We start from the raw sequence: 22,430 nt of genomic DNA on the forward strand, positions 1-22,430 counted from the left end.
GGCGGGTGGATGGACGCCGATCCGCCCCGGCAGCGGACCGGCGATCCCGGTCACGCTGCGCGGGAGTTCCGTTTCCTGCCCGGCCTGAAGACCGGAGTATCCACGGAAGGAATCCGATGACCTCGGTCGAGACGTCCGTGACCGCCGGCTCCGGTGACGACCGGAGCCGGCGGTCGCCGGACCAGCCCACCCCGGCCGGCGACCGTCGCTCCCGCCGTACCCCGAACAGCCGCCGCACCCGCCGACGGACGGTGCCGCTGCGGGCCCGGCTGCGCCGCGACTGGCCGCTGCTGGCGATGGCGGCCCCGGCCGCGCTGCTGCTCCTGGTCTTCCACTACCTGCCGACCCTCGGCAACGTCATCGCCTTCCAGGACTACAACCCCTGGGTCGGCGACAACGCCTTCGAGGCGTTCGTCTACAGCGAGTGGATCGGCTTCGGCAACTTCGAGACCCTGTTCCGGGACCCGGCGTTCTGGGACGCGGTGCGCAACACGCTGACCATCACCGCGTTCCAGTTGGTCTTCTTCTTCCCACTGCCGATCCTGCTGGCGATCCTGCTGCACAGCATCCTGTCGCGCCGCATCCGCGGCATCGTCCAGAGCGTCGTCTACCTGCCGCACTTCTTCAGCTGGGTGCTGGTGGTCACCTTCTTCATGCAGATGCTCGGCGGTGCCGGTCTGCTCGCCCAGCGGATGCGCGAGGCGGGCCTGCAGCCACTCAACATCATGAGCAACCCGGACACCTTCATCGTCCTGGTCACCGCCGAGTCGGTGTGGAAGGACGTCGGCTGGGGCGCGATCATCTTCCTCGCGGCGCTGAGCGCCATCGACCAGAACCTGTACGAGGCGGCGGCCGCCGACGGGGCCGGCCGCTGGCGTCGGCTGTGGCACATCACCCTGCCCGGCCTGCGGCCGGTCATCGTCCTGCTGCTGATCCTGCGGCTCGGTGACGCGCTCAGCGTCGGCTTCGAGCAGTTCATCCTGCAACGTGAGGCGGTCGGCCGGCAGGCCGCCGAGGTGCTCGACACCTACGTCTACTACCAGGCGATCATCCCGCAGCAGTGGGGGATGGGCGCGGCCGCCGGCCTGTTCAAGGGCGTCATCGGTCTGGTCCTGATCATCGCCGCGAACAAGTTCGCGCACCGCCTCGGCGAGCAGGGAGTGTATTCCAGGTGAGCATCGCCAACCAGTTGATCCGCGGCCGTCGGCCGGGACCCGACCCGGCCGGTACGCCGCCGGGGCGCCGCCGCCGGGGTGCCCCGGCCCGCCCGGTCTGGGAGGAACCGCCGAGCGTCGTCGGCCAGGGCGTCAAGGCTGTCGTGCTGACCGCCATGGTGCTGGCGGTGCTCTTTCCGATGTGGTCGGTCCTGGTGACCAGTCTCGCCTCCCGCGACACCATCAACGCCGCCGGCGGCATGGTGGTGGTGCCGCGCGAGATCGACCTGTCGGCGTACGTGAACATCTTCTCCGGCGGCCAGATCAGCCGGGCGGTCTGGGTCAGCACCCTGGTCACCGTCGTCGGCACGACCTTCAGCCTGGTGCTGACCGTGCTGGCGGCGTACGGGATGTCCCGCCGTGACTCCCTCGCGCACCGCCCGCTGCTGTTCCTGTTCCTCCTGACCTTCCTCATCTATCCCGGCATGGTGCCGAGTTACCTGGTGGTGACCGGTCTGGGGCTCAAGAACAGCCTCTGGGCGCTGATCCTGCCGACCGCCATCAGCGTGTTCAACCTGGTCGTCATCCGGGCGTTCTTCATGAACGTGCCGGGAGAGCTGATCGACGCGGCCCGCATCGACGGCGCCGGCGAGTTCCGCATCCTCTGGCAGATCATGCTGCCGCTGTCGAGGGCGGTGATCGCGGTGGTCGGCCTGTTCTACGCCGTCGGCTACTGGAACGCCTACTTCAACGCGGTGCTCTACATCGACGACAACGACAAGTGGCCGATCCAGCGGGTGCTGCAGAGCTACATCCTGGCCGGGCAGTCGCCCTCGGTGACCGGTGCGCCGGTGAACATCCCCGGGGTCAGCGCCTACCCGCCAACCCTGGCGGTCAAGATGGCGGTGGTGGTGATCACCGTACTGCCGGCGATCATCATCTTCCCGTTCGTGCAGCGGCACTTCACCAAGGGTGTCATCACCGGTGCCGTCAAAGGCTGACCGTCACCCCGCCCACCCCCTTCATGATCCCGACGATCTTGCAGTTATCGATGGACAACTCGGACAAATCCTCGCGATGAGCGCAAGATCGTCGGGATCATGGGGGTTGGCGTCGGGATCATGGGGGTCGGGGTCGGCGTCGGTCTCAGTCGGTGACGCCGTCGAGCACGATGGTGGTGGGGGCGTCGGTGCCGGCGACCGCGACGACCTCCACCCGGCGTACCGCCAACGGTCCGTCCACCGTGACCCGCAGCGTGTCGCCGTCGCGGACCGCCCGCACCGTCGTGTCGCCGTCGACGTCGCTGACCACCGTCTCGGCGTCGACGCCGCCCCAGCTGACCAGCGTCACGTCGGTGAACGGGCCGTCTCCGACCACGTCACCGACCTCGGTGGTGGCGATCAGCGCGCCCCGGCGTACGTACAGCGGAATCCGCTCCCGGGGCACCCGCACCGCCAGGTACCGCCCACCGGAGTGGGTCTCACCGGTCCAGTAGTCGACCCACTCGCCGGCCGGCAGGTACACCTGCCGCTGGCCGTCCGGGTTGATCATCGGGGCGACCAGCAGGTCGGTGCCGAGCCGGTACTCCAACTCGGCCCCCCACGCGGCCGGGTCGGCCGGCGTGTCGACCAGCAGGGCCCGCAGCATCGGCGCGCCGGTGCGCGACGCCGCGACCGCCGCCGAGTAGAGGTAGGGCATCAACCGGTACCGCAGCCGGATCGCCTCGACCGCCTCGTGCGCGGCGTCGTCGGGGAAGTCCCACGGCAGCCGGCTGGTGGTGCCGTGGAAGCGCACCAGCGGCGACAGCGCACCGAACTGCGCCCACCGTACGTACAGGTCCGGGGTCGGGGTGCCGTGGAAGCCGCCGGCGTCGTGGCTCCAGAACGGTACGCCGGACAACCCGTGCGACAACCCGCCGCGCAGCGTGCTGGCCATCCCCGGGTACGTGGCGTTGACGTCGCCGCTCCACTGCGCCGGGTGCCGTTGCCCGCCGAGGAACGACGAACGCGCCCAGACCATGCCGTGCCCGGCGACCTCCCGGGTGACCGCCGCGACCGCGTCGTTGAACAGCAGGGTGTAGACGTTGTGCAGCTCGACGCCGGTCATCCCGTTGTGCGCCAACGCGTCGGCCGGCACCCCTTCGGCGAAGTCGGTCTTGAACACCATCGCGCCCTGGCGCAGCAGGTCACGCAGCAGCCCGGTGAACCACTCGGTGGCCGCCGGGTTGGTGAAGTCCACGATCCCGCAGACCGGGTAGGAGCCGTGCCAGACGTCGGCGATGTAGGTCGACCCGTCGGCGCGGCGCAGGAAGTAGCCGGCCGCGTCGGCCTGCGCGAAGACCGGGCTGCCGGTCATGATGTACGGGTTCATCCAGAGGCTGACCTTGAACCCCTGCTCGGCGAGGGTGGCGAGCATGCCGGCCGGGTCCGGGAAGTTCGTCGCGTCCCAGGCCAGGTCGGACCAGGCGCCGTCGGCCTGCCAGTAGCAGTCCAGGTGCAGCACGTCGCAGGGGATGCCGTCGGCGCGGATCCGACGGGCCCGCTCCAGGACCAGCTCCTGGGTGTCCACGTAGAACCCGGAGGAGATCCAGGTGCCGAACGCCCACTTGGGTGGCAGCACCGGTCGGCCGGTCAGCCCGTCGTAGCGGTCCAGGATCTGCGCGGGGGTGGGTCCGGCGATCACGTAGTAGTCGATCAGGTCGTCCGGCACCAGGATCTGTACGCAGCTGTGCGTCGACGCGCAGATGTCGAACTCGACCGGCATCCCGCTGTCGACCAGCACGCCGTAGCCCCGGTCGGACAGGTAGAGCGGAATGTTCTTGTGCGAGCGGTCCGACTCCGCGCCGAAGGCGTCGAAGTTCCACATCAGCGCCCGCTGGCCGCGCTTGTCCAGCCGGGTGAACTTCTCGCCGAGTCCGACGAAGCGTTCGTCGCCGGGGGCGTCGAAGCATTCGTGGTACGCCGCGACGGCCCCGTCCACCAGGGACCGCCCGAACGGCAGGGTACGCAACCGGCCGCTGATGTCGCGCTCGCCCCGGTTCTGGTTCAGCAGCACCCGGCCCTGCGGGTCGAGGAACCGCAGGTGCCAGGGGTCGAGCCGGATCTCGGCGACGACCGCGCCGGCGTCGACGCGGACCATGTCGTCGCTGGCGGTGATCGTCGCCGGGTGCGGTCGGGCGTCGACCAGTGGGATCGCCCGGGCGGAGCGGCTGCGGGCGTCGGGGGTGGCGCTGAGCCGGACCCGGACCACCCCGTCGCCGGCGGCGCTGACGGAGACCGTCACCGAGTCGCCGTCGGCGGTGGCGCCCTTGAAGGTGACCCCGCAGCCGTCGGTGCCGACCACCTCGGCGCGTACCAGCGCGGACAGGCCCTGCTCGCCGGGTGCGCGGACCGGCAGGTCGGGCGGGTCGGCGACGAAGGTCTCGTGGGGGACCAGAGGTGGACGGTACGGCATGCGGTCTCCTTTTCCGGCACCCGAGGGCGCTGCGAGCGCGCGACGCTCCCTGATGGAGCGGCCGGCAGCGGCGGCGGCTAAATTAGTTTCTTTGGTAACCCAACAAACTGTCAACGCCGGAGGGAGCGCCGATGCGCTGGCCGAAAGGACTCGACGGACTCTGCTACGGCGGGGACTACAACCCGGAGCAGTGGCCGGAGTCCACCTGGGTCGAGGACGTGTCGCTGATGCGCAAGGCCCAGGTCAACCTGGTGACCGTCGGCGTGTTCGCCTGGTCCCGGCTGGAGCCACAGCCTGGCCGGTACGTCGTGGACTGGCTGGACCGGGTACTGGACCTGCTGCACGACGGCGGCGTCAAGGTCGTGCTGGCCACCCCCACCGCCGCGCCGCCACCCTGGTTCTCCCTGGCCCACCCCGACGCGCTGCCGGTCACCGCCGAGGGCGTACGGCTGCACCACGGCAGCCGCGACACCTACTGCGCGGCGGCCCCGGCGTACCGGGACGCGGCCCGCGCCGTCGCGACGATGCTCGCCGAGCGCTACCGCGACCACCCGGCGTTGGCGATGTGGCACGTGCACAACGAGTACGGCACCATCTGCCACTGCCCGCACGCCGCCGCGGCGTTCCGGCGCTGGCTGCGGGAGCGCTACGGCGACCTCGACGGCCTCAACCAGGCGTGGACCGGCTCGTTCTGGAGCCAGAGCTACTCCGACTGGGCGCAGGTCGACGTACCCCGCGCCACCCAGTACCTGGCCAACCCCACCCAGGTGCTGGACTTCCGACGGTTCTGGTCCGACGAACTGCTCGCCGCCTACGTCGAGCAGCGTGACGTGCTGCGCCGGGCCACCCCGGACGTGCCGGTGACCACCAACTACGTCCTGGCCGACTGGGTGCCGGTGGACCACGCCCGATGGTCGAGCGAGGTCGACCTGGTCGCCATCGACCACTACCCGGGCGAGACCGACGGGCGCGCCGAGGAGCAGACCGCGTTCGCCGCCGACCTGGCCCGGTCCTGGGCCGGCCGCCGGCCGTGGCTGCTGATGGAGAGCGCCCCGAACCTGATCTACCGGTACGCCGAGGGCGTCTACGCCGGCAAGGAACCGGACCGGATGCTGCGGCACAGTCTCGCCCACGTCGCCCGGGGTTCCCGGGGCGCGATGTTCTTCCAGTGGCGGGCCCCGCGCGGCGGCGCGGAGGTGTTCCACTCGGCGATGGTCCCGCACGCCGGTGCCGACAGCCGGACCTTCCAGGCGACGACCCGCCTCGGCGAACTGCTGACCGGGCTGGCCGAGACCGACGCCGGCACCGTGGCGGCCCACGCCGCGATCAGCTGGGACGCCGCCAGCGGGTGGGCACTGCAGCATCCCGGCATGCCGTCGCGGCACATCTCGTACGCCGACGAGGTGGCCGCCGCGTACCGGGCCCTGTGGCGGTGCGGCGTCACCACCGACGTGGTCTGCCCGACGGCGGCCACCTTCGATCTGACCGGCTACCGGATGCTGGTGCTGCCCGCCCTGTACCTGATGAGCGACGCCGTCGCCGATGCCGTCGCCGCGTGGGTGCACGACGGTGGACATCTGGTGGTGAGCTACCTGTCCGGGGTGGCCGATCCGGCGGCCCAGGTGCGCCTCGGCGGCTACCCCGGGGCGCTGCGTGACCTGCTCGGCGTACGGGCCGAACAGTTCCTGCCGTTGGAGCCTGCGGCGACGGTACGGCTGACCGGCGGACGGACCGGTCGGCTCTGGCAGGAACGGCTCACCGCGCCCGACGCCGACCCGGTGCTGCGCTACGCCGCCGGGGTGCTGGCCGGCCAGCCGGCGGTCACCCGCCGCCGGGTCGGTGCCGGGACGGCGTGGTACCTGTCCACCCGGTTGGACGACGACGGCTACCGCGACCTGCTCGCGGTGATCGCCGCCGAGGCGGGCGTGCTGCCGGTGCTGCCGGGCGCGCCGGCCGGGGTCGAAGCTGTCCGCAAGGTGGCCGGCGACGATCGCTGGCTGTTCGTGTTCAACCACGGCGCCACTCCGGTCGAGGTCGACGTCTGGGGCGAGGACCTGGTCAGCGCGAGGGTGGTCAGCGGGGCGGTGCGCATCGCCGAAGGAGGGGTGATGGTGCTGCGGGAACAGCCGCCGCGACGTCGCCGACGCCGCGCGCACTGAACCGTTTCACAATGGTGGTCCGCTGTTCGGACCAGGTCATTGATCGAAGGAAAGCGATTGCCCTACGATGGCCGCACGGGAGCCGACCCTTCTCGACCGTCGCACCGGTCGACCCTGATCCAGCACGCGCCACCGGCGTACCCCGGCCGGGCAGCCGGGCCGTCCGTCAGACGGTGGCGCCCGTCCGCTCCCGGAGACCTCCATGCGTCGTGCCCGTCCGCCATCCCTGTCCCCTCCTGCCCGTGGATCATCGTCGAGCCGGTCGCTGTCGGCGGTGCTGACCGTGGCCGCGCTCACCGCCGGTGCCGGTGTCGCGACCACGGTCGTCGCCAGCTCGGCGGCTGCTGCCGCCGGCTGCGCCGTCGACTACCGGATCACCAGCCAGTGGCCGGGCGGCTTCGGCGCCAGCGTCGCCGTCACCAACCTCGGTGATCCGCTCACCTCCTGGCGGCTGACCTGGAGCTTCGGCGCCGGGCAGACCATCACCCAGGCATGGAACGCCACGGTCGTCGCCAACGGTGCCCAGATCACCGCGGACAACGTCAGCTACAACGGCAACCTGGCCACCAACGCCCGTACCGAATTCGGTTTCAACGGCTCCTGGACCACCAGCAATCCGGTCCCGACGGCGTTCGCACTCAACGGAACCGCCTGCACCGGCGGCGTCGCCCCGACCACCGGCGTCCCGCCGACGACCGCCCCGCCGACGACCGCCCCGCCGACCACGGCACCCCCGACCACGGCACCGCCGCCCACCACGGCGCCCCCGACCACCGCGCCACCGCCGACGACCCCGCCGCCGGTGCCGGGCCCGGGAGCCAAGCAGATGGAACGGCTCGACCGGGGCGTGATCAGCGTCCGGTCCGGCTCCGGCAACCTGGTCTCCTGGCGGCTGCTGGGCACCGAGCCGGCCAACCTCGGCTTCCACGTCTACCGGGGCGGCACCCGGATCACCTCATCGCCGGTGACCGGCTCGACCAACCACTACGACCCCGGTGCCGCGTCGAACGCCAGCTACACGGTGCGCGCGGTGGTCGACGGCACCGAACAGGCCCCGTCGCCGGCCTCGCTGACCTTCGCCAACGGCTACCTCGACGTGCCGCTGCAGGTGCCACCGGGTGGTACCACGCCGTCGGGGGAGTGGTACAGCTACTCGGCCAACGACGCCAGCGTCGGCGACCTCGACGGTGACGGGCAGTACGAGATCGTGCTCAAGTGGGATCCGTCCAACGCCAAGGACAACTCCCAGTCCGGCTACACCGGCAACGTCTACGTCGACGCGTACGAACTGACCGGCACCCGGCTGTGGCGCGTCGACCTGGGCCGCAACATCCGGGCCGGTGCCCACTACACCCAGTTCCAGGTCTACGACTACGACGGCGACGGCCGGGCCGAGGTGGCGATGAAGACCGCCGACGGCACCCGCGACGGCCGGGGCACGGTGATCGGCTCGGCCAGCGCCGACTACCGCAACTCGTCGGGCTACGTACTGTCCGGGCCGGAGTTCCTGACCATGTTCAACGGTCAGACCGGCGCGGCGATGTCCACCGTCAACTACGTACCGGCCCGGGGCACCGTGTCGTCGTGGGGCGACTCGTACGGCAACCGGGTGGACCGCTTCCTCGCCGGTACGGCGTACCTGGACGGCCAGCGCCCGTCGTTGATCATGTCGCGGGGCTACTACACCCGGACCGTCGTCGTCGCGTGGGACTTCCGTAACGGCAGCCTCACCCAGCGGTGGGTGTTCGACTCCAACACCTCCGGCAACGGCGGGTACGCCGGGCAGGGCAACCACTCGCTGTCCATCGCCGACGTCGACCGCGACGGCCGCGACGAAATCGTCTTCGGTGGTGCCACCATCGACGACAACGGTCGCGGCCTGTGGAACACCAGCCTCAACCACGGCGACGCCGGCCACGTCGGTGACCTCGACCCGGGCCGGGCCGGGCTGGAGTACTTCAAGGTCCAGGAGGACGGGGCGAAGCCGTCGTCGGCGCTGATCGACGCGCGTACCGGGCAGATCATCTGGCAGACCGCCACCGGCGGCGACAACGGTCGGGGCGTGTCGGCGGACATCTGGGCCGGTAGCGCCGGCGCCGAGTCCTGGTCGTCGGCGGTCAGCGAACTGCGGTCGCCGTCCGGTGCCAACGTCGGGCGCAAGCCGTCGTCGGCCAACTTCGTGATCTGGTGGGACGGCGACCCGGTCCGCGAGCTGCTGGACCAGACCCGGATCGACAAGTACGGCACCTCCGGCGACACCCGGCTGCTCACCGGTGCCGACGTGGCGTCGAACAACGGCACCAAGGCCACCCCGGCGCTGTCGGCGGACCTGTTCGGCGACTGGCGGGAAGAGGTGATCTGGCGGACGTCCGACTCCCGGGCGCTGCGGATCTACGCCACGCCGCACACCACCGACCGCCGCGTGCACACCTTGATGCACGACCCGCAGTACCGGGTCGCGGTCGCCTGGCAGAACACCGCCTACAACCAGCCGCCGCACCCGTCGTTCTTCATCGGCAACAACATGGCGACGCCGCCGGTGCCGAACGTCTACCTGCCGTGACCGGGTAGCGAGGGAACGGGAAGCGAGATGCGCCGCAGGGGGGACCGGAACCCGGACCCCCTGCGGCGGACGCGACGACATCCACCCCACGCGTGATCTCGTGCGTCGAACCATCACCTGACTCAAAGAGTGCCAGGCGACCATCGCGCGGCGGTGACCAGCTGATGAAACTCCTGTTTCCAGCTATTGATCATCATTGTCGGCGTCGCGGTGCCCTGCGGCACCGACGCCCGTCCGCCCGACCGCCGCCATGACCAGCTCGAAGGAGCGCACCCGGTCGGCGATGTCGTAGACCAGGGTGGTCAGCATCAGCTCGTCCGCTCCGGTGCGCCCGCGCAGCTCGGTCAACGCCCGGGCGACGGTGTCCGGCGAACCGATCGCCTGACCGTCGCGGCGCTGCCGGACGAACTCACGCTCATGTTCGGTGTACGGGTAGGCGGCGGCCTCCGCCGGGCTGGCCAGCGGCTCCGGCCGGCCGGAGCGCAGCCGCAGGAACGACAGCCCGGCCGGGCCGGACAACCACTCGGCCTGCTCGTCGGTGTCGGCGCAGACCACGTTGACCGCGACCATCGCGTACGGCCGGTCCAACCACTGCGACGGGCGGAAATGCTGCCGGTACAGCGCCAGCGCCGCCAAGGTGTTGGCCGGGCTGAAATGGTGGGCGAAGGAGAACGGTAGACCGAGGGTGCCGGCCAGTTGGGCGCTGAAGCCGCTGGAGCCGAGCAGCCAGATCGCCGGCATCTGCCCCGCGCCCGGCGTGGCGGTGATCGGGCCGGGATCGCCCCGGAAGTAGCCGATCAGGGCGGCCAGCTCTTGCGGGAACGCCTCGGCGTTGAGCCCGGCCATCGTCCGCCGCAGCGCCAGGGCGGTGGCCTGGTCGGTGCCGGGTGCCCGGCCGATGCCCAGGTCGACGCGGCCAGGGTGCAGCGCCTCCAGGGTGCCGAACTGCTCGGCGACCACCAACGGTGGATGGTTGGGCAGCATCACCCCACCGGAGCCGACCCGGATCGTCGAGGTGGCGGCGGCCAGGTGGGCGAGCAGCACAGGTGGCGCGGCACTGGCGATGGCCGGCATGTTGTGGTGTTCAGCGACCCAGAACCGGCGGTAGCCGAGCTGTTCGACCCGGCGGGCCAGCTCGGTGGTGTGCCGCAGGGCTTCGCCGGCGGTGCCGCCGGCGGCGACCGGGGCCAGGTCGAGGACGGAGAGCGGTACGTCGATCACACTCCAGCCCAACCCGGCACCCGGCCGCGATCTTCCCGTACGCCCTGGTCAGTTGCGCCAGGTGTCGGTGAGAGTGACCGCCCCACCGGCGGGCGCGGTGGCGCTGCGGTTGGCTCCGCTCTCCCAGGTGACGGTGCCGTCCGGGTTCTTGCGCAGATACTTGTACGCGAACGTGGTGCCGGCCGGCAGGCTGACCGTGCCCTGCCAGACCGGGTAGCTGGCCGCCGACAGCGGCACCGCCCGCGCCGGGTCCCAGCCGCCGAGCGCGCTGAGGTCACCGACGACGAAGATGTTCTGCCCCCAGCTGGTGGTGGCGGTCACCGCGAACGCGGCCGTGCTGGTGCCGTTCGGCGGTGGCGTGCTGGTCGGGCTGCCGGTCGGGGTCGGGCTGCCGGTCGGGGTCGGGGTCGGCCCGGTGCCCGGCCCGGCCGGGGCGCCGACGTGGATCGCGAGCGCGTCGTTGGCCGGCACGCTGGCGGTGAACCGGCCGGCGGCGTCGACCGTCACGGTCGGCCCGGTGCAGCCGCCACCCGGGGTGGGGTCGCCGTGCTGCACGTCGCAGTAGGTGCCGGCCGGCATCGACGTCTGGAAGGTCCGGGTCAGCGTCGAGCCTTCCTTGTTGATCGCCACGTAGGCGCGGTTGCCCCGGCCGAAGGCGATCTGGTTGTTGCCGTTGTCCCACCAGTTGACGACACCGGTGCCGTGCGCGGCGGTGCGGAAGGCGACCATGTTGGCGATCTGCCGCCACTTGTGCTGGCAGCGCCAACCGTCGGCGTAGCAGGCGGTGACGGTGCCGCCGTTGGGCGGGCCGGCGTCGAAGTCGCTGAATTCGTAGCCGGAGTGCACGTGCGGCGACCCGTACGTCCAGGCCAGGGTGAAGACGCTGGCCAGGGTGTACGTGGAGCCGTCGCGGTAGCTGAGGGTGTCACCGCCGCGTTCGGTGTCGTGGTTGTCGACGAAGACGCCGGCCTGACCACTGGGCAGGTAACCCCAGGTGGGGCCGATGTCGCGCAGGTAGGCGAGGCGTTCGTTGAGGAAGATTCGGCGCAGGTCCCGGGCGTACCGGAATTCCTGCACGTCACCGCTGCCGAGGTACTCCTCGGGCTGCACCGCCTCACCCGCGCCGTGGATGACCTCCTGGACCCAGTAGGCGTTCGGGTCGCTCATCTTCGACCGGATGGCGGCCAGGTCGGCCGCTGCGATGTGCTTGGCGGCGTCGATGCGGAAGCCGTCCACGCCGAGAGAGAGCAGGTCCGACAGGTACGCGGCGATCCGGCCACGCACGTAGTCACTGCCGGTGTTCAGGTCGGACAGGCCGACGAGTTCGCACTCCTGCACGTCGTAGCGGTTGCGGTAGTCGGCGATTCGGCTGCGGCAGGAGTGGAAGTCCTGTTCCTGGTAGATGCCGGGGTAGGTGTACTTGCCGTACGCCGTACCGCCGGTGCCGGTGCCCGATCCGGCGCTCATGTGGTTGACGACGGCGTCGACGATCACCTTGACCCCGGCGGCGTGGCAGGTGTCCACCATCGACCTGAACGCGGCCCGGTCGCCGAGCCGACCGGCGATCGTGTAGCTGACCGGCTGGTACGCGGTCCACCACTGGCCGCCCTGGATGTGCTCCTGCGGCGGGGAGACCTGAACGTAGCCGTAGCCGAGTGGGCCGAGGGTGTCGCGGCACTCGCGGGCGATCGAGTCGAAGCGCCAGGAGAACAGCACCGCCGTGACGTCCCGGTCGCCCTGCGGGGCGGCGTCGGCGGTGGTGGTCCGGGTGGCGGCGCCGGCGGTGACGACGGCGGTGCTCACCAGCAGGGTGAGCGCGGCGAGTCCGACGAGTAGCCGTCGTCGGCGGGTGGTGTCGGTGGGCACGGGTTTCCTCCAGGCGGTGATGGTCCGCAAGCCCTTACTTCCATTGCTGCAAGAAGTCTGTAACTTGCTGGAAACTCTTGCAGGCCAACGTAGAGATAGATGAACGCCACGTCAAGAGTTCGGATAGCCTCTGCGGGCGGGCGAGCGGCAGCTGACGCCGTTGCCGACGCCGTCGCCGAGCGGAGGAGTCAGGCTGATGCGGATCGTCGATGCCCGGGTGATCGTGACCTGCCCGGGACGTAACTTCGTCACGTTGAAGATCGTCACCGACGACGGGGTGACCGGCGTCGGCGACGCCACCCTCAACGGCCGCGAACTGGCCGTCGCCAGCTACCTGCGCGACCACGTGGTGCCGACCCTGATCGGGCGCGACGCGGCCCGCATCGAGGACACCTGGCAGTACCTGTACCGGGGGGCGTACTGGCGGCGCGGTCCGGTCACGATGAGCGCGATTGCTGCCGTCGACACCGCACTGTGGGACATCAAGGGCAAGGTCGCCGGACTACCGGTCTACCAGTTGCTCGGCGGCCGCTGCCGCGACGGCGTCACCGTCTACGGCCACGCCAATGCCGAAACCGTCCCGGAGGTGCTCGCCGAGGTGGCCCGCTACGTCGACCTCGGCTACCGGGCCGTCCGGGTGCAGACCGCCGTACCCGGCCTGCCAGCGACGTACGGGGTCGGCAAGGACCGGATGTTCTACGAGCCCGCCGACGCGGCGATCCCCACCGAGACCACCTGGTCCACCGAACGCTACCTGGTGCACACCCCGCAGGTCTTCGCGGCGGTCCGCGACGAGTTCGGCCCGCACCTGAAACTGCTGCACGACGTCCACCACCGACTGACCCCGATCGAGGCCGCCCGCCTCGGTAAGGACCTGGAGCCGTACCGGCTGACCTGGCTGGAGGACCCGGTCCCCGCCGAGTTGCAGGAGGGCTTCCGGCTGATCCGTCAGCACACCACCACCCCGATCGCGGTCGGCGAGGTCTTCAACTCCATCTTCGACTGCCAGCAGCTGATCAAAGAACAGCTCATCGACTATGTACGGACCACGGTGGTGCGTGCCGGCGGGATCAGCCACCTGCGGCGGATCTTCGACCTGGCCGCGCTGCACCACGTCCGCAGCGGTTCGCACGGCGCCACCGACCTGTCGCCGGTCTGCATGTCCGCCGCGCTGCACGTCGACCTGAGCATCCCCAACTTCGGCCTGCAGGAGTACATGCGGCACACCGAGGCCACCGACGAGGTCTTCCCGCACTCGTACCACTACGCCGACGGCTACCTGCACCCCGGCGAGGAACCCGGGCTCGGCGTCGACATCGACGAGGAGGCGGCTGCGCGCTACCCGTACGCGCCGGCGTCGCTGCCGGTCAACCGCCTCACCGACGGGTCGATGCACAACTGGTGACGCCGCGCGCGACTGCCACAGACGGCGGCCGGTGGCCACGTCCAGCCCGATCACCCCAGGGGACCACCTGTCCCGCCCAGGTGTCGATGTGCCCTCGCCGTCCACCATCGAGGTGAGGCCTGTCCACGTCAATCCTGCCTCGTGACGTGGAGAGGCCTCACCTCGATGCGGTGTCGATGGACATGGTCAGCCGACGCGCAGTGCTGCGGCCATCGGCGGTTGGCCGACCGGGTCGCCGGAGCGGCGCATCGCCCACAACGGCGGCCCGCCCGCCGGCAGGTGCGCGACCCGTACGACGCGGTAGCCGTGGTGTTCGTAGAACGCCCGCTGCCGTACGCTGCTCGCCTCGACCACCGCCGGCATCCCGATCCGGTCGAGCCGGGCATGATGCGCGGCCAGCAGCGTCGACCCGATCCCTTGGCGTCTCAGCCAGGGTGCCGCCGCCAGGAACGCCAGGTGGTGGTGCGGGCCGGTCGGTTCGAGGCGGCCGGCGGTGAACGTGTAGTGCGCGTACGGTCCGTGCCGGTCACCGCAGGACCGCAACCGGCGCCGCTGATGCTCCGCACCCAGCAGCCGGTCCGCCGGGTGCGGATACCAGATCGCCACCCCGTCGCAGTGCCCGACCACATCGACGATCCCGTGCCGTACGCCGAACTCCAGCTCGGCGGTGAAGAACTGGTGCATCGTCAGATACCGCAGCGCGTGATCATTGATCAGCCACGCCACCACCGGATCCACCACACACGCCTGCGCCAACAACTCCCCCAACGGCTCCACATCGGCGGCCGTCGCGGCCCGTACGGTCAGCACGGCCGCCACGTCCACACCAGGAACCGGTCGAACAACTCCGCCGCCGTCACGTCGGGCAGGTCGAACGCCGCCTCGGTCATCCGCTCCACCGCGTACGTCGCCAACGCGACCGGCCCGAACACCCCCGCCAACTCGACCCGCGCCACCGCACACGGCCACGCCTCGCCGCAGCCGGCACACGACCACGACGGCCGCACCGCCACATGACCACCGCTACCGCTGTCGGCCGCCGGGTCCGCACCGGAAACATCGCGGTACGCAGCACACCCGACCCGGTCGACCCGAGGTTGCCCGTCGTGGCGGACGACCAGCACCCCACCACCGGCGGCGGCCAGGTCCCGCAACTGCTCTTTCACCGCGACCACCGCCGGCTCATCCGAGCACCACGTATCGACCCACGAAGCAGGCGTTTCCAAGGTCCAGCTGAAGCTTGTTCGTCGATTGCGTCGCTACTTCGCACAGTCAAGATCCTTTTGTATAGGCAACTTGTCGACACATCCACCCTGGACTCGGAATCCTGGTTGGCGGAACATGTCTGGTGACCCCGTGTGCGGCGGGACGCCGATGCCGCCAACGCATTGGTCATCACGAGGGAAGCCGAGGGAAGTGAAGGGCTTGTGAGCGGTAGCGAGTATCTGATATCGGAGCTACGTCGAGTGCGTGAGTCGATGGGCCTTACCCAGGAGTCGTGGGGCGAGCGGGTCCACTTCTCCGCAAAGCACGTCGGCTCGATCGAACGCGGCGAGCGACCTGCCCTGCCCAACTACCTGGGCATGGTGGACAAGGTGTTCGGCACCACGTTCATGAAGTTCTACCGAGAGTTCGTTGTCGGTGAACAGGACCCGGTCTGGTTTCGCGAGTTTGTGGACTATGAAGCTCGCGCCAGCATGATTCGGCTGTTCCAACCACTCGTGGTGCCGGGCCTGCTGCAGACGGAAGCGTACGCCCGAGCGTTGCTCGCCTCGTACGATGTCGTCGGTCCTCAACAGGATGCGGCTATCGCTACCCGGCTGGGCCGCCAGGAGATTCTCAACCGGGAGCCGGAGCCATGCCGCTTGGTGGCAGTGCTTGACGAGAACGTCCTGCACCGGGAGGTCGGCGATGCCGATGTGATGCGGGAGCAGCTGAACGCGCTTGCTGTGGCTGCGACCCGACCAAACGTGATCATCCATGTGGTGCCGACCGCCACCGGGGCCTACCCTGGTCTCGACGGCCCGTTCGCTATCGCCACTGTGGAAGCGAGAGGGGTCGGATACGCGGAGGGTCGGCTGGGAGGCAAGGTAGTCGAGTCACCAGACGACGTCGCGGAGCTTGATCGGGACTGGGAGTGCATCCGCGCGCATACTCATTCGAGCCGGCAAACCAGGGAACTAATCGTGAGGATGGCCGAGAAGTGGACATGAGCGGTGCCAACTGGCACAAGTCAACCCGATCCGACACCACGGCTTGCCTAGAGGTGGCGGACAACATCCCAGGCCGGGTGTACGTGCGGGACACGAAGGACCGCGATGGCGGCACCCTTGCCTTCACGCCGGCCGTCTGGCGGTCGTTCATCACCAACGTACCCACCAAACACTGAGCCAGCTGCAATAGGTGATCGGTTGTAGGTCTAAGGGAGTCCCGCCCATCGGTGACGGGCCGGGTGGGGCTCCCACCTAGGACACGCCATGTCCGGCGGTGAGTGGTGGTCAGGCCGGCACCGGCAGCGGGGGGAGCGGGCTGTGCAGGATCAGGCAGATCGTCCGTAGCAACTCGACCTCCGGCACGGTCATCACCCCGTCGTGGCCGATCACCGCGACCGCCGCCGCCACCAGCCGGGACTTCTCCGCCGGGCGCAGCTCGTCGAGGACCGGCCAGACCGATTCCAGCTCCAGTACGCCGCCCGCAGGCGGGGTGAACCGGGCGGATGCCTGGGGCAGGGCGTGCGCGGCACCGGCGGCGAAGGCCTGCTGCGCGGCGGCCGGATCCGGGTGCCCGGCCTGGGCGAGCACGCTGAGCAGCGTCTGCACGGCCGGTTGGCTGGCGCGCAGCGTACGGCGTCCGTGGCCCGACCGCGACGATGGCCGCAGCGATTCGCGCAGCTCGTCGCCGACGAGCCGGGACAGGCAGTATTCGAAGACGCTGATCCGCCCGTCGGCCCGGATCAGGGTGGCCATCGCGTCGGCGAGCGCGTCGCGGTCGGCCGGTGACCGCTGCGCCAGCGCGGGAAAGGCGATCTCCGCCAGCGGCAGCCGCAGCATCGGGTGCAGGCCGGCGGTGCGCGCACCGGCCTGCCAGGCGGCGTCGGCGAGCGCGGCGCCGTACCGCGCGGCGACGGCGGCGTGCTGGCCGGTGCGGACCTGCGGGTCGGCCGACATCAGCAGGCCGAGGATCAACGGCCCCACCGTGTCCGGGTGGCGGGCCTGCTCAGCCAGCTCCGGCGGGATCCGGGCGAGCAGGTCGGCGGCGTGCTGGTAGGCGCTCGCCGGCGGTGCGCCGATCCGGTCGACCACCTGGGCCGGGTCCATCGGCACCCGGGCGTCGTCGGCGGGCAACGCGGCACCGGCGGGGCCGTCGGGTGTGCCGCCGGGGCCGTTGGGTGCACCGCCGGGGGTGCCGTTGAGTGTGCCGCCGGTCAGCCCGAGCGCCCGGTCCTCGGCCAGCCCGGACGGCGGTGCGGCGGCCCAGCGCCGCGCCAACGCCGACAACTCGGCCGGGTCGAAGCTCGGCTCCAACGCCCGGATCCGGTCGACGATCGGCGGGTGGGTGGCGAACAGCGCCGACATCCGGGATCCGGAGCCGAAGAGCATGTGGCCGACCTCTTCGGACTTCGGGCTGGCCAGCGCCGACCCGGACGGCAGCCCGCCGATCTTCTTCAGCGCGCCGGCGAGCCCGGCGGTCTGCCGGGTGAACTGCACCGCCGAGGCGTCGGCGAGATACTCGCGCTGCCGCGACACCGACGCCTTGATCAGCCGGCCGACCAGCACACCGACGTACCCGGCGGCGACCATGGCGAGCCCGAGCAGCGGCAGCGGGTTGCCGCCCTTGTTGTCGCCGCGGGAGCGGCCGCCGCTGACGAATCCGGTGCGTAGCAGCCCGCGCCCGATCACCGCCAGGAACAGGATGCCGAACAGCAGCCCCATCAACCGGATGTTCAGCCGCATGTCGCCGTTGACCACGTGGCTGAACTCGTGGGCGATGACGCCCTGCAGTTCGTCGCGGTTGAGCCGTTCCAGGGTGCCCCGGGTGACCGCGATGGCCGCGTCGGAGGTCGACCAGCCGGCGGCGAACGCGTTGATCCCCTCCTCACGCGGCAGCAGGTAGATCTCCGGCACCGGCACGCTCGACGCGATGGCGATCTCCTCCACCACGTTGCGCAGGCGGCGCAGCTGCGGATCGGTGGTGTCCGGTGGCACCGGCACGCCGCCGAGTTCCCGGGCGACCCGCCCGCCGCCGCCGCGCAGCGTGACGGTGCGCACCAGCGCCGCCAGGCCGATCACCGCGACGGTCGCCAGGCTGGTCACGACCAGCAGGCCGGCGAGCTGGGCCGGTGGCATCGACGCGGCGTCGAAGACGAGCACCGCGGCCAGGTCGACCACGGCGACGATGCCCACCACAGCGACGATGAACAGTGCGACCAGCCGGGCGGAGACCCGGCGGACCTGGCGTTGGCGTTCGAAGAAGTTCATCCGGTCAGAAGTTCACCTGGGGAGCCTGCCGCTGCTGCGGGTCGTCGACCTCGAACAGGGCGGCCGGGCCGAAGGAGAACATGTTCGCCACGATGCTGCCGGGGAAGCGTTCCCGCTTGTTGTTGTACGTCATGACCGCGTCGTTGTACGCCTGCCGGGCGAAGGCGACCCGGTTCTCCGTGGAGGTCAGCTCCTCGGTCAACTGCATCATGTTCTGGTTGGCCTTGAGGTCGGGGTACGCCTCGGAGAGGGCGAAGAGCCGGCCCAGGCTCTGGGTCAGCATGTTCTCCGCGCCGGCGAGCTGCTGCATGGCGGCCGGATCGCCCGGTTTACCGGTGGCGGCGCCCTGCGCCTGGACCGCGCCGCTGCGGGCGGCGATCACTGCTTCGAGCGCCTCGCGTTCATGCTTCATGTACCCCTTGGCGACCTCGACCAGGTTGGGGATGAGGTCGTGGCGCCGGGTCAGCTGGACGTCGATCTGGGCGAACCCGTTGCGGTACGCGTTCCGCGCGGTGACCAGGCCGTTGTACACCATCACGGCGTACCCGCCGAAAGCCACCACGATGATGGAAATCAGGCAGAAAAGTCCGATGACAAGTTCCATGTCCTCCTGCTCCCGCCGCGCCGGCACTGCCGCTGCCGCACCTGCTGCTGTTGCCCGCGAGCCTACGTCACCTGCACGAACGGTGATTTCCGCTGGTCGACTCAGGTGCGGGTGCGGTTGCCGACGAATCCGAGAACCAGTGCCACCACCAGCGCCACCAGGCCGAGGACCAGCAGGAACCGCAGTGCCTCCAGCACCGCGCCGAGGACCAGCAGGACCACCGCGACGACCGCGACGGCGATGAGCAGAGAACGCATGGTGACCTCCGGGTAGCGGGACCGTCCGTCGGTCAACCTTCCCCATCCACGGCAGGTCGAATCCTCCCGGCAGCGGGCAGCCGGCCTCTTGGTACGGGGTCCGGGGCGGCCTCAGCCGACGGCCGCCGGCGAGCGGGCCAGCACCGTGAAGCCGTCCTCCCGCCAGCGTTGCGCGCTGGCCCGCCGCCGGACCTTGCCGCTGGTCGTCTTCGGGACCTGGCCCTTGCGGACCAGGCCGACCGTGGCGATGTCCAGGCCGAACTCCTCGGCCAGGGCCGCGCGGACCGAGGCCAGGATCGCCGGGTACGCCGGACCGCCGAGGTAGCGTTCCAACTCGCAGAGGACCACCACCGGGCCGCTGCCGTCCGGCTCGGTGCCGAACACGACCGTGCCGCCGGGGCGCAGCGCCGGATGGGCACACTCCGCCGCGTACTCCACATCCTGCGGGCAGTGGTTCACCCCACGCTGGATGATCATGTCCTTGACCCGGCCGACCAGGTACAACGTACTGTCGATCTTGACGCCGAGATCGCCGGTACGGACGAACCGTCGCCGGTCGTCCGCCGGCCCGGGGCGAAACGTCGCGGCCGAGCGCTCCGGCTGGCCCCAGTAACCGCCCGCCACCCCCGGCCCGGTGACCCAGACCTCGCCGACCGTCCCCGGCGGGCACGGCGTCAGCCGGTCAGGATCGACGATCACCGACTCGGTGTCGACCACGTCGGTCCCGCAGCCGACCAGCACGGTGACCGCATCATCGTCGCCCGGTGGCACCGCCACGCCGTCGCGCCGCAGCCGGTCGGCGCAGACCCGCAGCAGGCGCGGCGGCCGCCGATAGTCACCCACCGTCACCGACAGGGTCGCTTCGGCCAGGCCGTACCCGGGGACCACCGCCGACGGACGCAGCCCCCAGTCGCGCAACGCCGACGTGAACGCGGCGACGGTGCTGTGCCGCACCGGCTCGGCACCGTTGACCGCCAGCCGCAGGCTGGACAGGTCGAGCCGGCGGTCACTGCGGCCACTGGCCCGCGCCGCCAGGTCGAAGGCGAAGTTCGGTGCCATCGTCAGGCAGGCCCGCGCCCGGTCGATCATCTCCAGCCAGAGCACCGGCCGGCGGGCGAACGCCGCCGGGGTGGTCAGATGCAGCGTCATCCCGGCGTGCACCGCGCCGAACAGCATCCCGATCAGGCCCAGATCGTGAAACAGCGGCAGCCAGGACACCGCCGCCTCGCCCTCGGCCGCCGACGTCTTCGCCGCCAGCGCCCGGACGTTGGCGACCAGGTTGTCGTGGCTGAGCATCACCCCGCTGGGGGTCCGGGTCGAACCGGAGGTGTACTGCAGCACCGCCAGGTCCGCGCCGCCCGCGCGCACCGCCACCCCGGCCGGGTCCACCGCCGCCGGCAGCTCACCGGCCGTGATCAGCACCGGTCCGGACCCGTCGCGGTACGCCGGGGCCAGCGCGTCCGCCACGAACCCGGCCTGATCCTCGGCGAGCACCACGACATCGGGTGCGCAGTCGCGGTGGATCTCCTGCAGCCGTTGGCTGAACACCCGGGCCGTGCGGGCGGTCAGCACGCTCGGCGGATAGAACGGTACGGCGACCACTCCGGCCAGCAGGCACGCGTACACGCTGACCACGTAGTCCAGCCCGTTGGGCAGCATGATCAGCACGAACCGGGGCCGGTCGCCCGTACCCGCCGCCGGCAGCACCCGGGCCAGCGCGGCCGCCCGCCCGGCCAGCTCGGCGTAGGTCACCGTCGACCACCGGCCGTCACCAATGGTGAACTCGACGGCGTGCCGGGCACCGTGCCGGCGCGCCCGGTCCAGCAGGTCACCGGCCAGGGTGTGGGTCGGCCGCGCCTCGGCGACCACAGGTGTACGCACGGCGGATCTCCCTCGCACTCGACCGACGGGCCTGCATGCACCATCCCGGTCGGATCTCGAGGGCGGCGCGACGGCGACTGGTGGCGACGCCCGCAGCGGACTCGACCGGGCAGCCGCGCGGCGCACCCCGAGCCGGACTGGACCGGCCCTGGGGCGTGGCCGGTTGCGATAGGGGCCACCGGCACCCAGGAGGCCCCGCCGTGACCACGACAGCCGCGGCCGACTCGTTCGGCCCGCTCCCGGCCCTGGTCGATCTCACCGACCCGGCACCGGTGGTACGGGTGTCCACCCCCACCGGCGATCAGGTCTGGGTGGTCACCGACCTGCGGCTCGGCCGGGCGGTGCTGGGCGACGCGAGGTTCAGCCGGGCCGCGGCGGCCGCCGCCGGCGCGCCCCGGGTCAACACCGCCAACCCGGCACCGAGCTCGATGATGAGCATGGACGGTGCCGCCCACGCCCGACTCCGCCGGCAGGTCAGCGCGGCCTTCGGGCCGCGCCGCGTCGACGCCGACGCCGTACGGGTGCGGCGGCTCACCGACGAACTGCTGGACGCCATGATCGCGGCCGGCCCGCCGGCCGACCTGATGGCGGCGGTGGCGGTGCCGCTGCCGGTCGCCGTCATCGGTGACCTGCTCGGCGTACCGGCCGCCGACCGGCCGCAGGTGCAGCAGTGGGCCGGTGTGCTGTTCGACGTGACCGCCACCGGCGCCCGGGACAAGGCCCGACGGGCGTTCACGCTGTACGCGTACATGTCACGGCTGATCGACAAGCGTCGGGCGCAACCCGGCGACGACCTGCTCACCGGGCTGATCACCGCCCACGACGCCGGGGCGCTGACCCGTACCGAACTGGTCGACCTCGCGTTGGCGGTGCTGACCGCCGGCTACGAGACCACCGTCGGGCAGTTCGGCCTCGGCGTGCTGGCCCACCTGCTGGATCCGGCGGCGCTCGGCACCGCCCCCGACGAGACCCGGGTGGCCGCCGTCGTGGAGGAGCACCTGCGCCGACTGCCGGCCACCCCGATGACCTTCCCGCGCGTGGCGCTGGCCGACGTCGCGCTCGGGCCGGTCACGGTCCGCGCCGGTGAGGCCGTCGTGGTGTCCATCCTGCACGCCAACCGGGACACCGCCGGCGACGGCCCGCCCGCCGGTACGGGTGCCCGCGCGCATCTGACCTTCGGCCACGGTGCCCACTACTGCCTGGGCGCCGCCCTGGCCCGTACTCAGCTGCGGATCGCGCTGCACCGGCTGCTGCACCGGGTGCCCGGGCTGCGGCTGGCCGACGGTCCCGATCCGGTCCGCTGGTGGACCGGGCTGGCCACCCGGGGCCCGGCCCAGCTGCTGGTCACCTGGTGAGGCGCTGGCGGCCGGTCACCTGAGGAGGCTGCAC

Annotated in this window: 17 protein-coding genes; 8 read left to right on the top strand and 9 right to left on the bottom strand. The window is 71.1% G+C overall.

The genetic code is table 11. The annotated features are described in order from the left end of the window. Positions 1-116 precede the first annotated feature (116 nt). Both O7608_RS16940 and O7608_RS16945 read left to right on the top strand, forming a co-directional pair. Positions 117-1,175, top strand: coding sequence for an ABC transporter permease (locus O7608_RS16940; RefSeq protein WP_289205498.1), 1,059 nt, complete (start codon positions 117-119; stop codon positions 1,173-1,175). Next, a complete protein-coding gene (locus O7608_RS16945) occupies positions 1,172-2,155 on the top strand; it encodes a carbohydrate ABC transporter permease (RefSeq protein ID WP_289205499.1) in 984 nt (327 codons plus the stop codon). The genes O7608_RS16940 and O7608_RS16945 overlap by 4 nt, the downstream gene beginning before the upstream one ends. A gap of 145 nt (positions 2,156-2,300) precedes the next feature. On the opposite strand, the gene O7608_RS16950 is transcribed toward O7608_RS16945, so the two are convergent. Continuing rightward, complete coding sequence (locus O7608_RS16950; RefSeq protein ID WP_289205500.1) at positions 2,301-4,607, bottom strand: TIM-barrel domain-containing protein; 2,307 nt, start codon at positions 4,605-4,607, stop codon at positions 2,301-2,303. A gap of 131 nt (positions 4,608-4,738) precedes the next feature. Between O7608_RS16950 and O7608_RS16955 the strand changes: the two genes are divergently transcribed. Further along, a complete protein-coding gene (locus O7608_RS16955; protein ID WP_289205501.1) occupies positions 4,739-6,766 on the top strand; it encodes a beta-galactosidase in 2,028 nt (675 codons plus the stop codon). A gap of 202 nt (positions 6,767-6,968) precedes the next feature. Continuing rightward, positions 6,969-9,329: a rhamnogalacturonan lyase family protein gene (locus O7608_RS16960; RefSeq protein WP_289205502.1), complete on the top strand. Its 2,361-nt coding sequence runs from the start codon at positions 6,969-6,971 to the stop codon at positions 9,327-9,329. Between the two features lie 183 nt (positions 9,330-9,512). Here the strand turns inward: O7608_RS16960 and O7608_RS16965 are convergent, their stop codons facing one another. Together O7608_RS16965 and O7608_RS16970 are read right to left on the bottom strand one after the other, a co-directional pair. Then, positions 9,513-10,562 carry an LLM class flavin-dependent oxidoreductase gene (locus O7608_RS16965; protein WP_289205503.1) on the bottom strand — a complete coding sequence of 350 codons (1,050 nt, stop codon included), beginning with the start codon at positions 10,560-10,562 and terminating at the stop codon, positions 9,513-9,515. Positions 10,563-10,598: 36 nt separating this feature from the next. After that, positions 10,599-12,416 (bottom strand): carbohydrate-binding module family 20 domain-containing protein, encoded by a 1,818-nt coding sequence (locus tag O7608_RS16970; RefSeq protein WP_289205504.1) that lies wholly within the window; start codon positions 12,414-12,416, stop codon positions 10,599-10,601. A 196-nt stretch (positions 12,417-12,612) separates the two neighbouring features. Here O7608_RS16970 and manD point away from each other — a divergent pair, with 196 nt between their 5' ends. Next, entirely contained in the window at positions 12,613-13,821 is a 1,209-nt protein-coding gene (gene manD / locus O7608_RS16975; RefSeq protein ID WP_289205505.1) for a D-mannonate dehydratase ManD, read from the top strand. A gap of 186 nt (positions 13,822-14,007) precedes the next feature. On the opposite strand, the gene O7608_RS16980 is transcribed toward manD, so the two are convergent. Continuing rightward, a complete protein-coding gene (locus O7608_RS16980; protein ID WP_289205506.1) occupies positions 14,008-14,640 on the bottom strand; it encodes a GNAT family N-acetyltransferase in 633 nt (210 codons plus the stop codon). Next, complete coding sequence (locus O7608_RS16985) at positions 14,625-14,996, bottom strand: hypothetical protein (RefSeq protein ID WP_289205507.1); 372 nt, start codon at positions 14,994-14,996, stop codon at positions 14,625-14,627. The genes O7608_RS16980 and O7608_RS16985 overlap by 16 nt, the downstream gene beginning before the upstream one ends. Before the next feature lie 183 nt (positions 14,997-15,179). Here O7608_RS16985 and O7608_RS16990 point away from each other — a divergent pair, with 183 nt between their 5' ends. Further along, the gene (locus O7608_RS16990; RefSeq protein ID WP_289205508.1) at positions 15,180-16,034 is read left to right on the top strand and encodes a helix-turn-helix domain-containing protein; all 855 of its coding nucleotides are present in this window, start codon (positions 15,180-15,182) and stop codon (positions 16,032-16,034) included. Then, entirely contained in the window at positions 16,031-16,210 is a 180-nt protein-coding gene (locus tag O7608_RS16995; RefSeq protein WP_289205509.1) for a DUF397 domain-containing protein, read from the top strand. The genes O7608_RS16990 and O7608_RS16995 overlap by 4 nt, the downstream gene beginning before the upstream one ends. A gap of 109 nt (positions 16,211-16,319) precedes the next feature. Here the strand turns inward: O7608_RS16995 and O7608_RS17000 are convergent, their stop codons facing one another. The 4 genes from O7608_RS17000 to O7608_RS17015 form a co-directional block, all read right to left on the bottom strand. Continuing rightward, complete coding sequence (locus tag O7608_RS17000) at positions 16,320-18,299, bottom strand: M48 family metallopeptidase (protein WP_289205510.1); 1,980 nt, start codon at positions 18,297-18,299, stop codon at positions 16,320-16,322. Positions 18,300-18,303: 4 nt separating this feature from the next. Continuing rightward, on the bottom strand, positions 18,304-18,903 hold the full coding sequence (locus O7608_RS17005) for a LemA family protein (protein ID WP_289205511.1): 600 nt from the start codon (positions 18,901-18,903) through the stop codon (positions 18,304-18,306). Between the two features lie 101 nt (positions 18,904-19,004). Continuing rightward, positions 19,005-19,196, bottom strand: a complete 192-nt coding sequence (locus O7608_RS17010; RefSeq protein ID WP_289205512.1) for a hypothetical protein — start codon at positions 19,194-19,196, stop codon at positions 19,005-19,007. A 75-nt stretch (positions 19,197-19,271) separates the two neighbouring features. After that, the gene (locus O7608_RS17015) at positions 19,272-21,041 is read right to left on the bottom strand and encodes a fatty acyl-AMP ligase (RefSeq protein WP_289205513.1); all 1,770 of its coding nucleotides are present in this window, start codon (positions 21,039-21,041) and stop codon (positions 19,272-19,274) included. Between the two features lie 200 nt (positions 21,042-21,241). On the opposite strand from O7608_RS17015, the gene O7608_RS17020 reads away from it, so the two are divergent. Beyond that, positions 21,242-22,396, top strand: coding sequence for a cytochrome P450 (locus O7608_RS17020; protein WP_289205514.1), 1,155 nt, complete (start codon positions 21,242-21,244; stop codon positions 22,394-22,396). Positions 22,397-22,430 lie beyond the last annotated feature (34 nt).

Source organism: Solwaraspora sp. WMMA2056 (genome assembly GCF_030345095.1).
Classification (GTDB): Bacteria; Actinomycetota; Actinomycetes; order Mycobacteriales; family Micromonosporaceae; genus Micromonospora_E.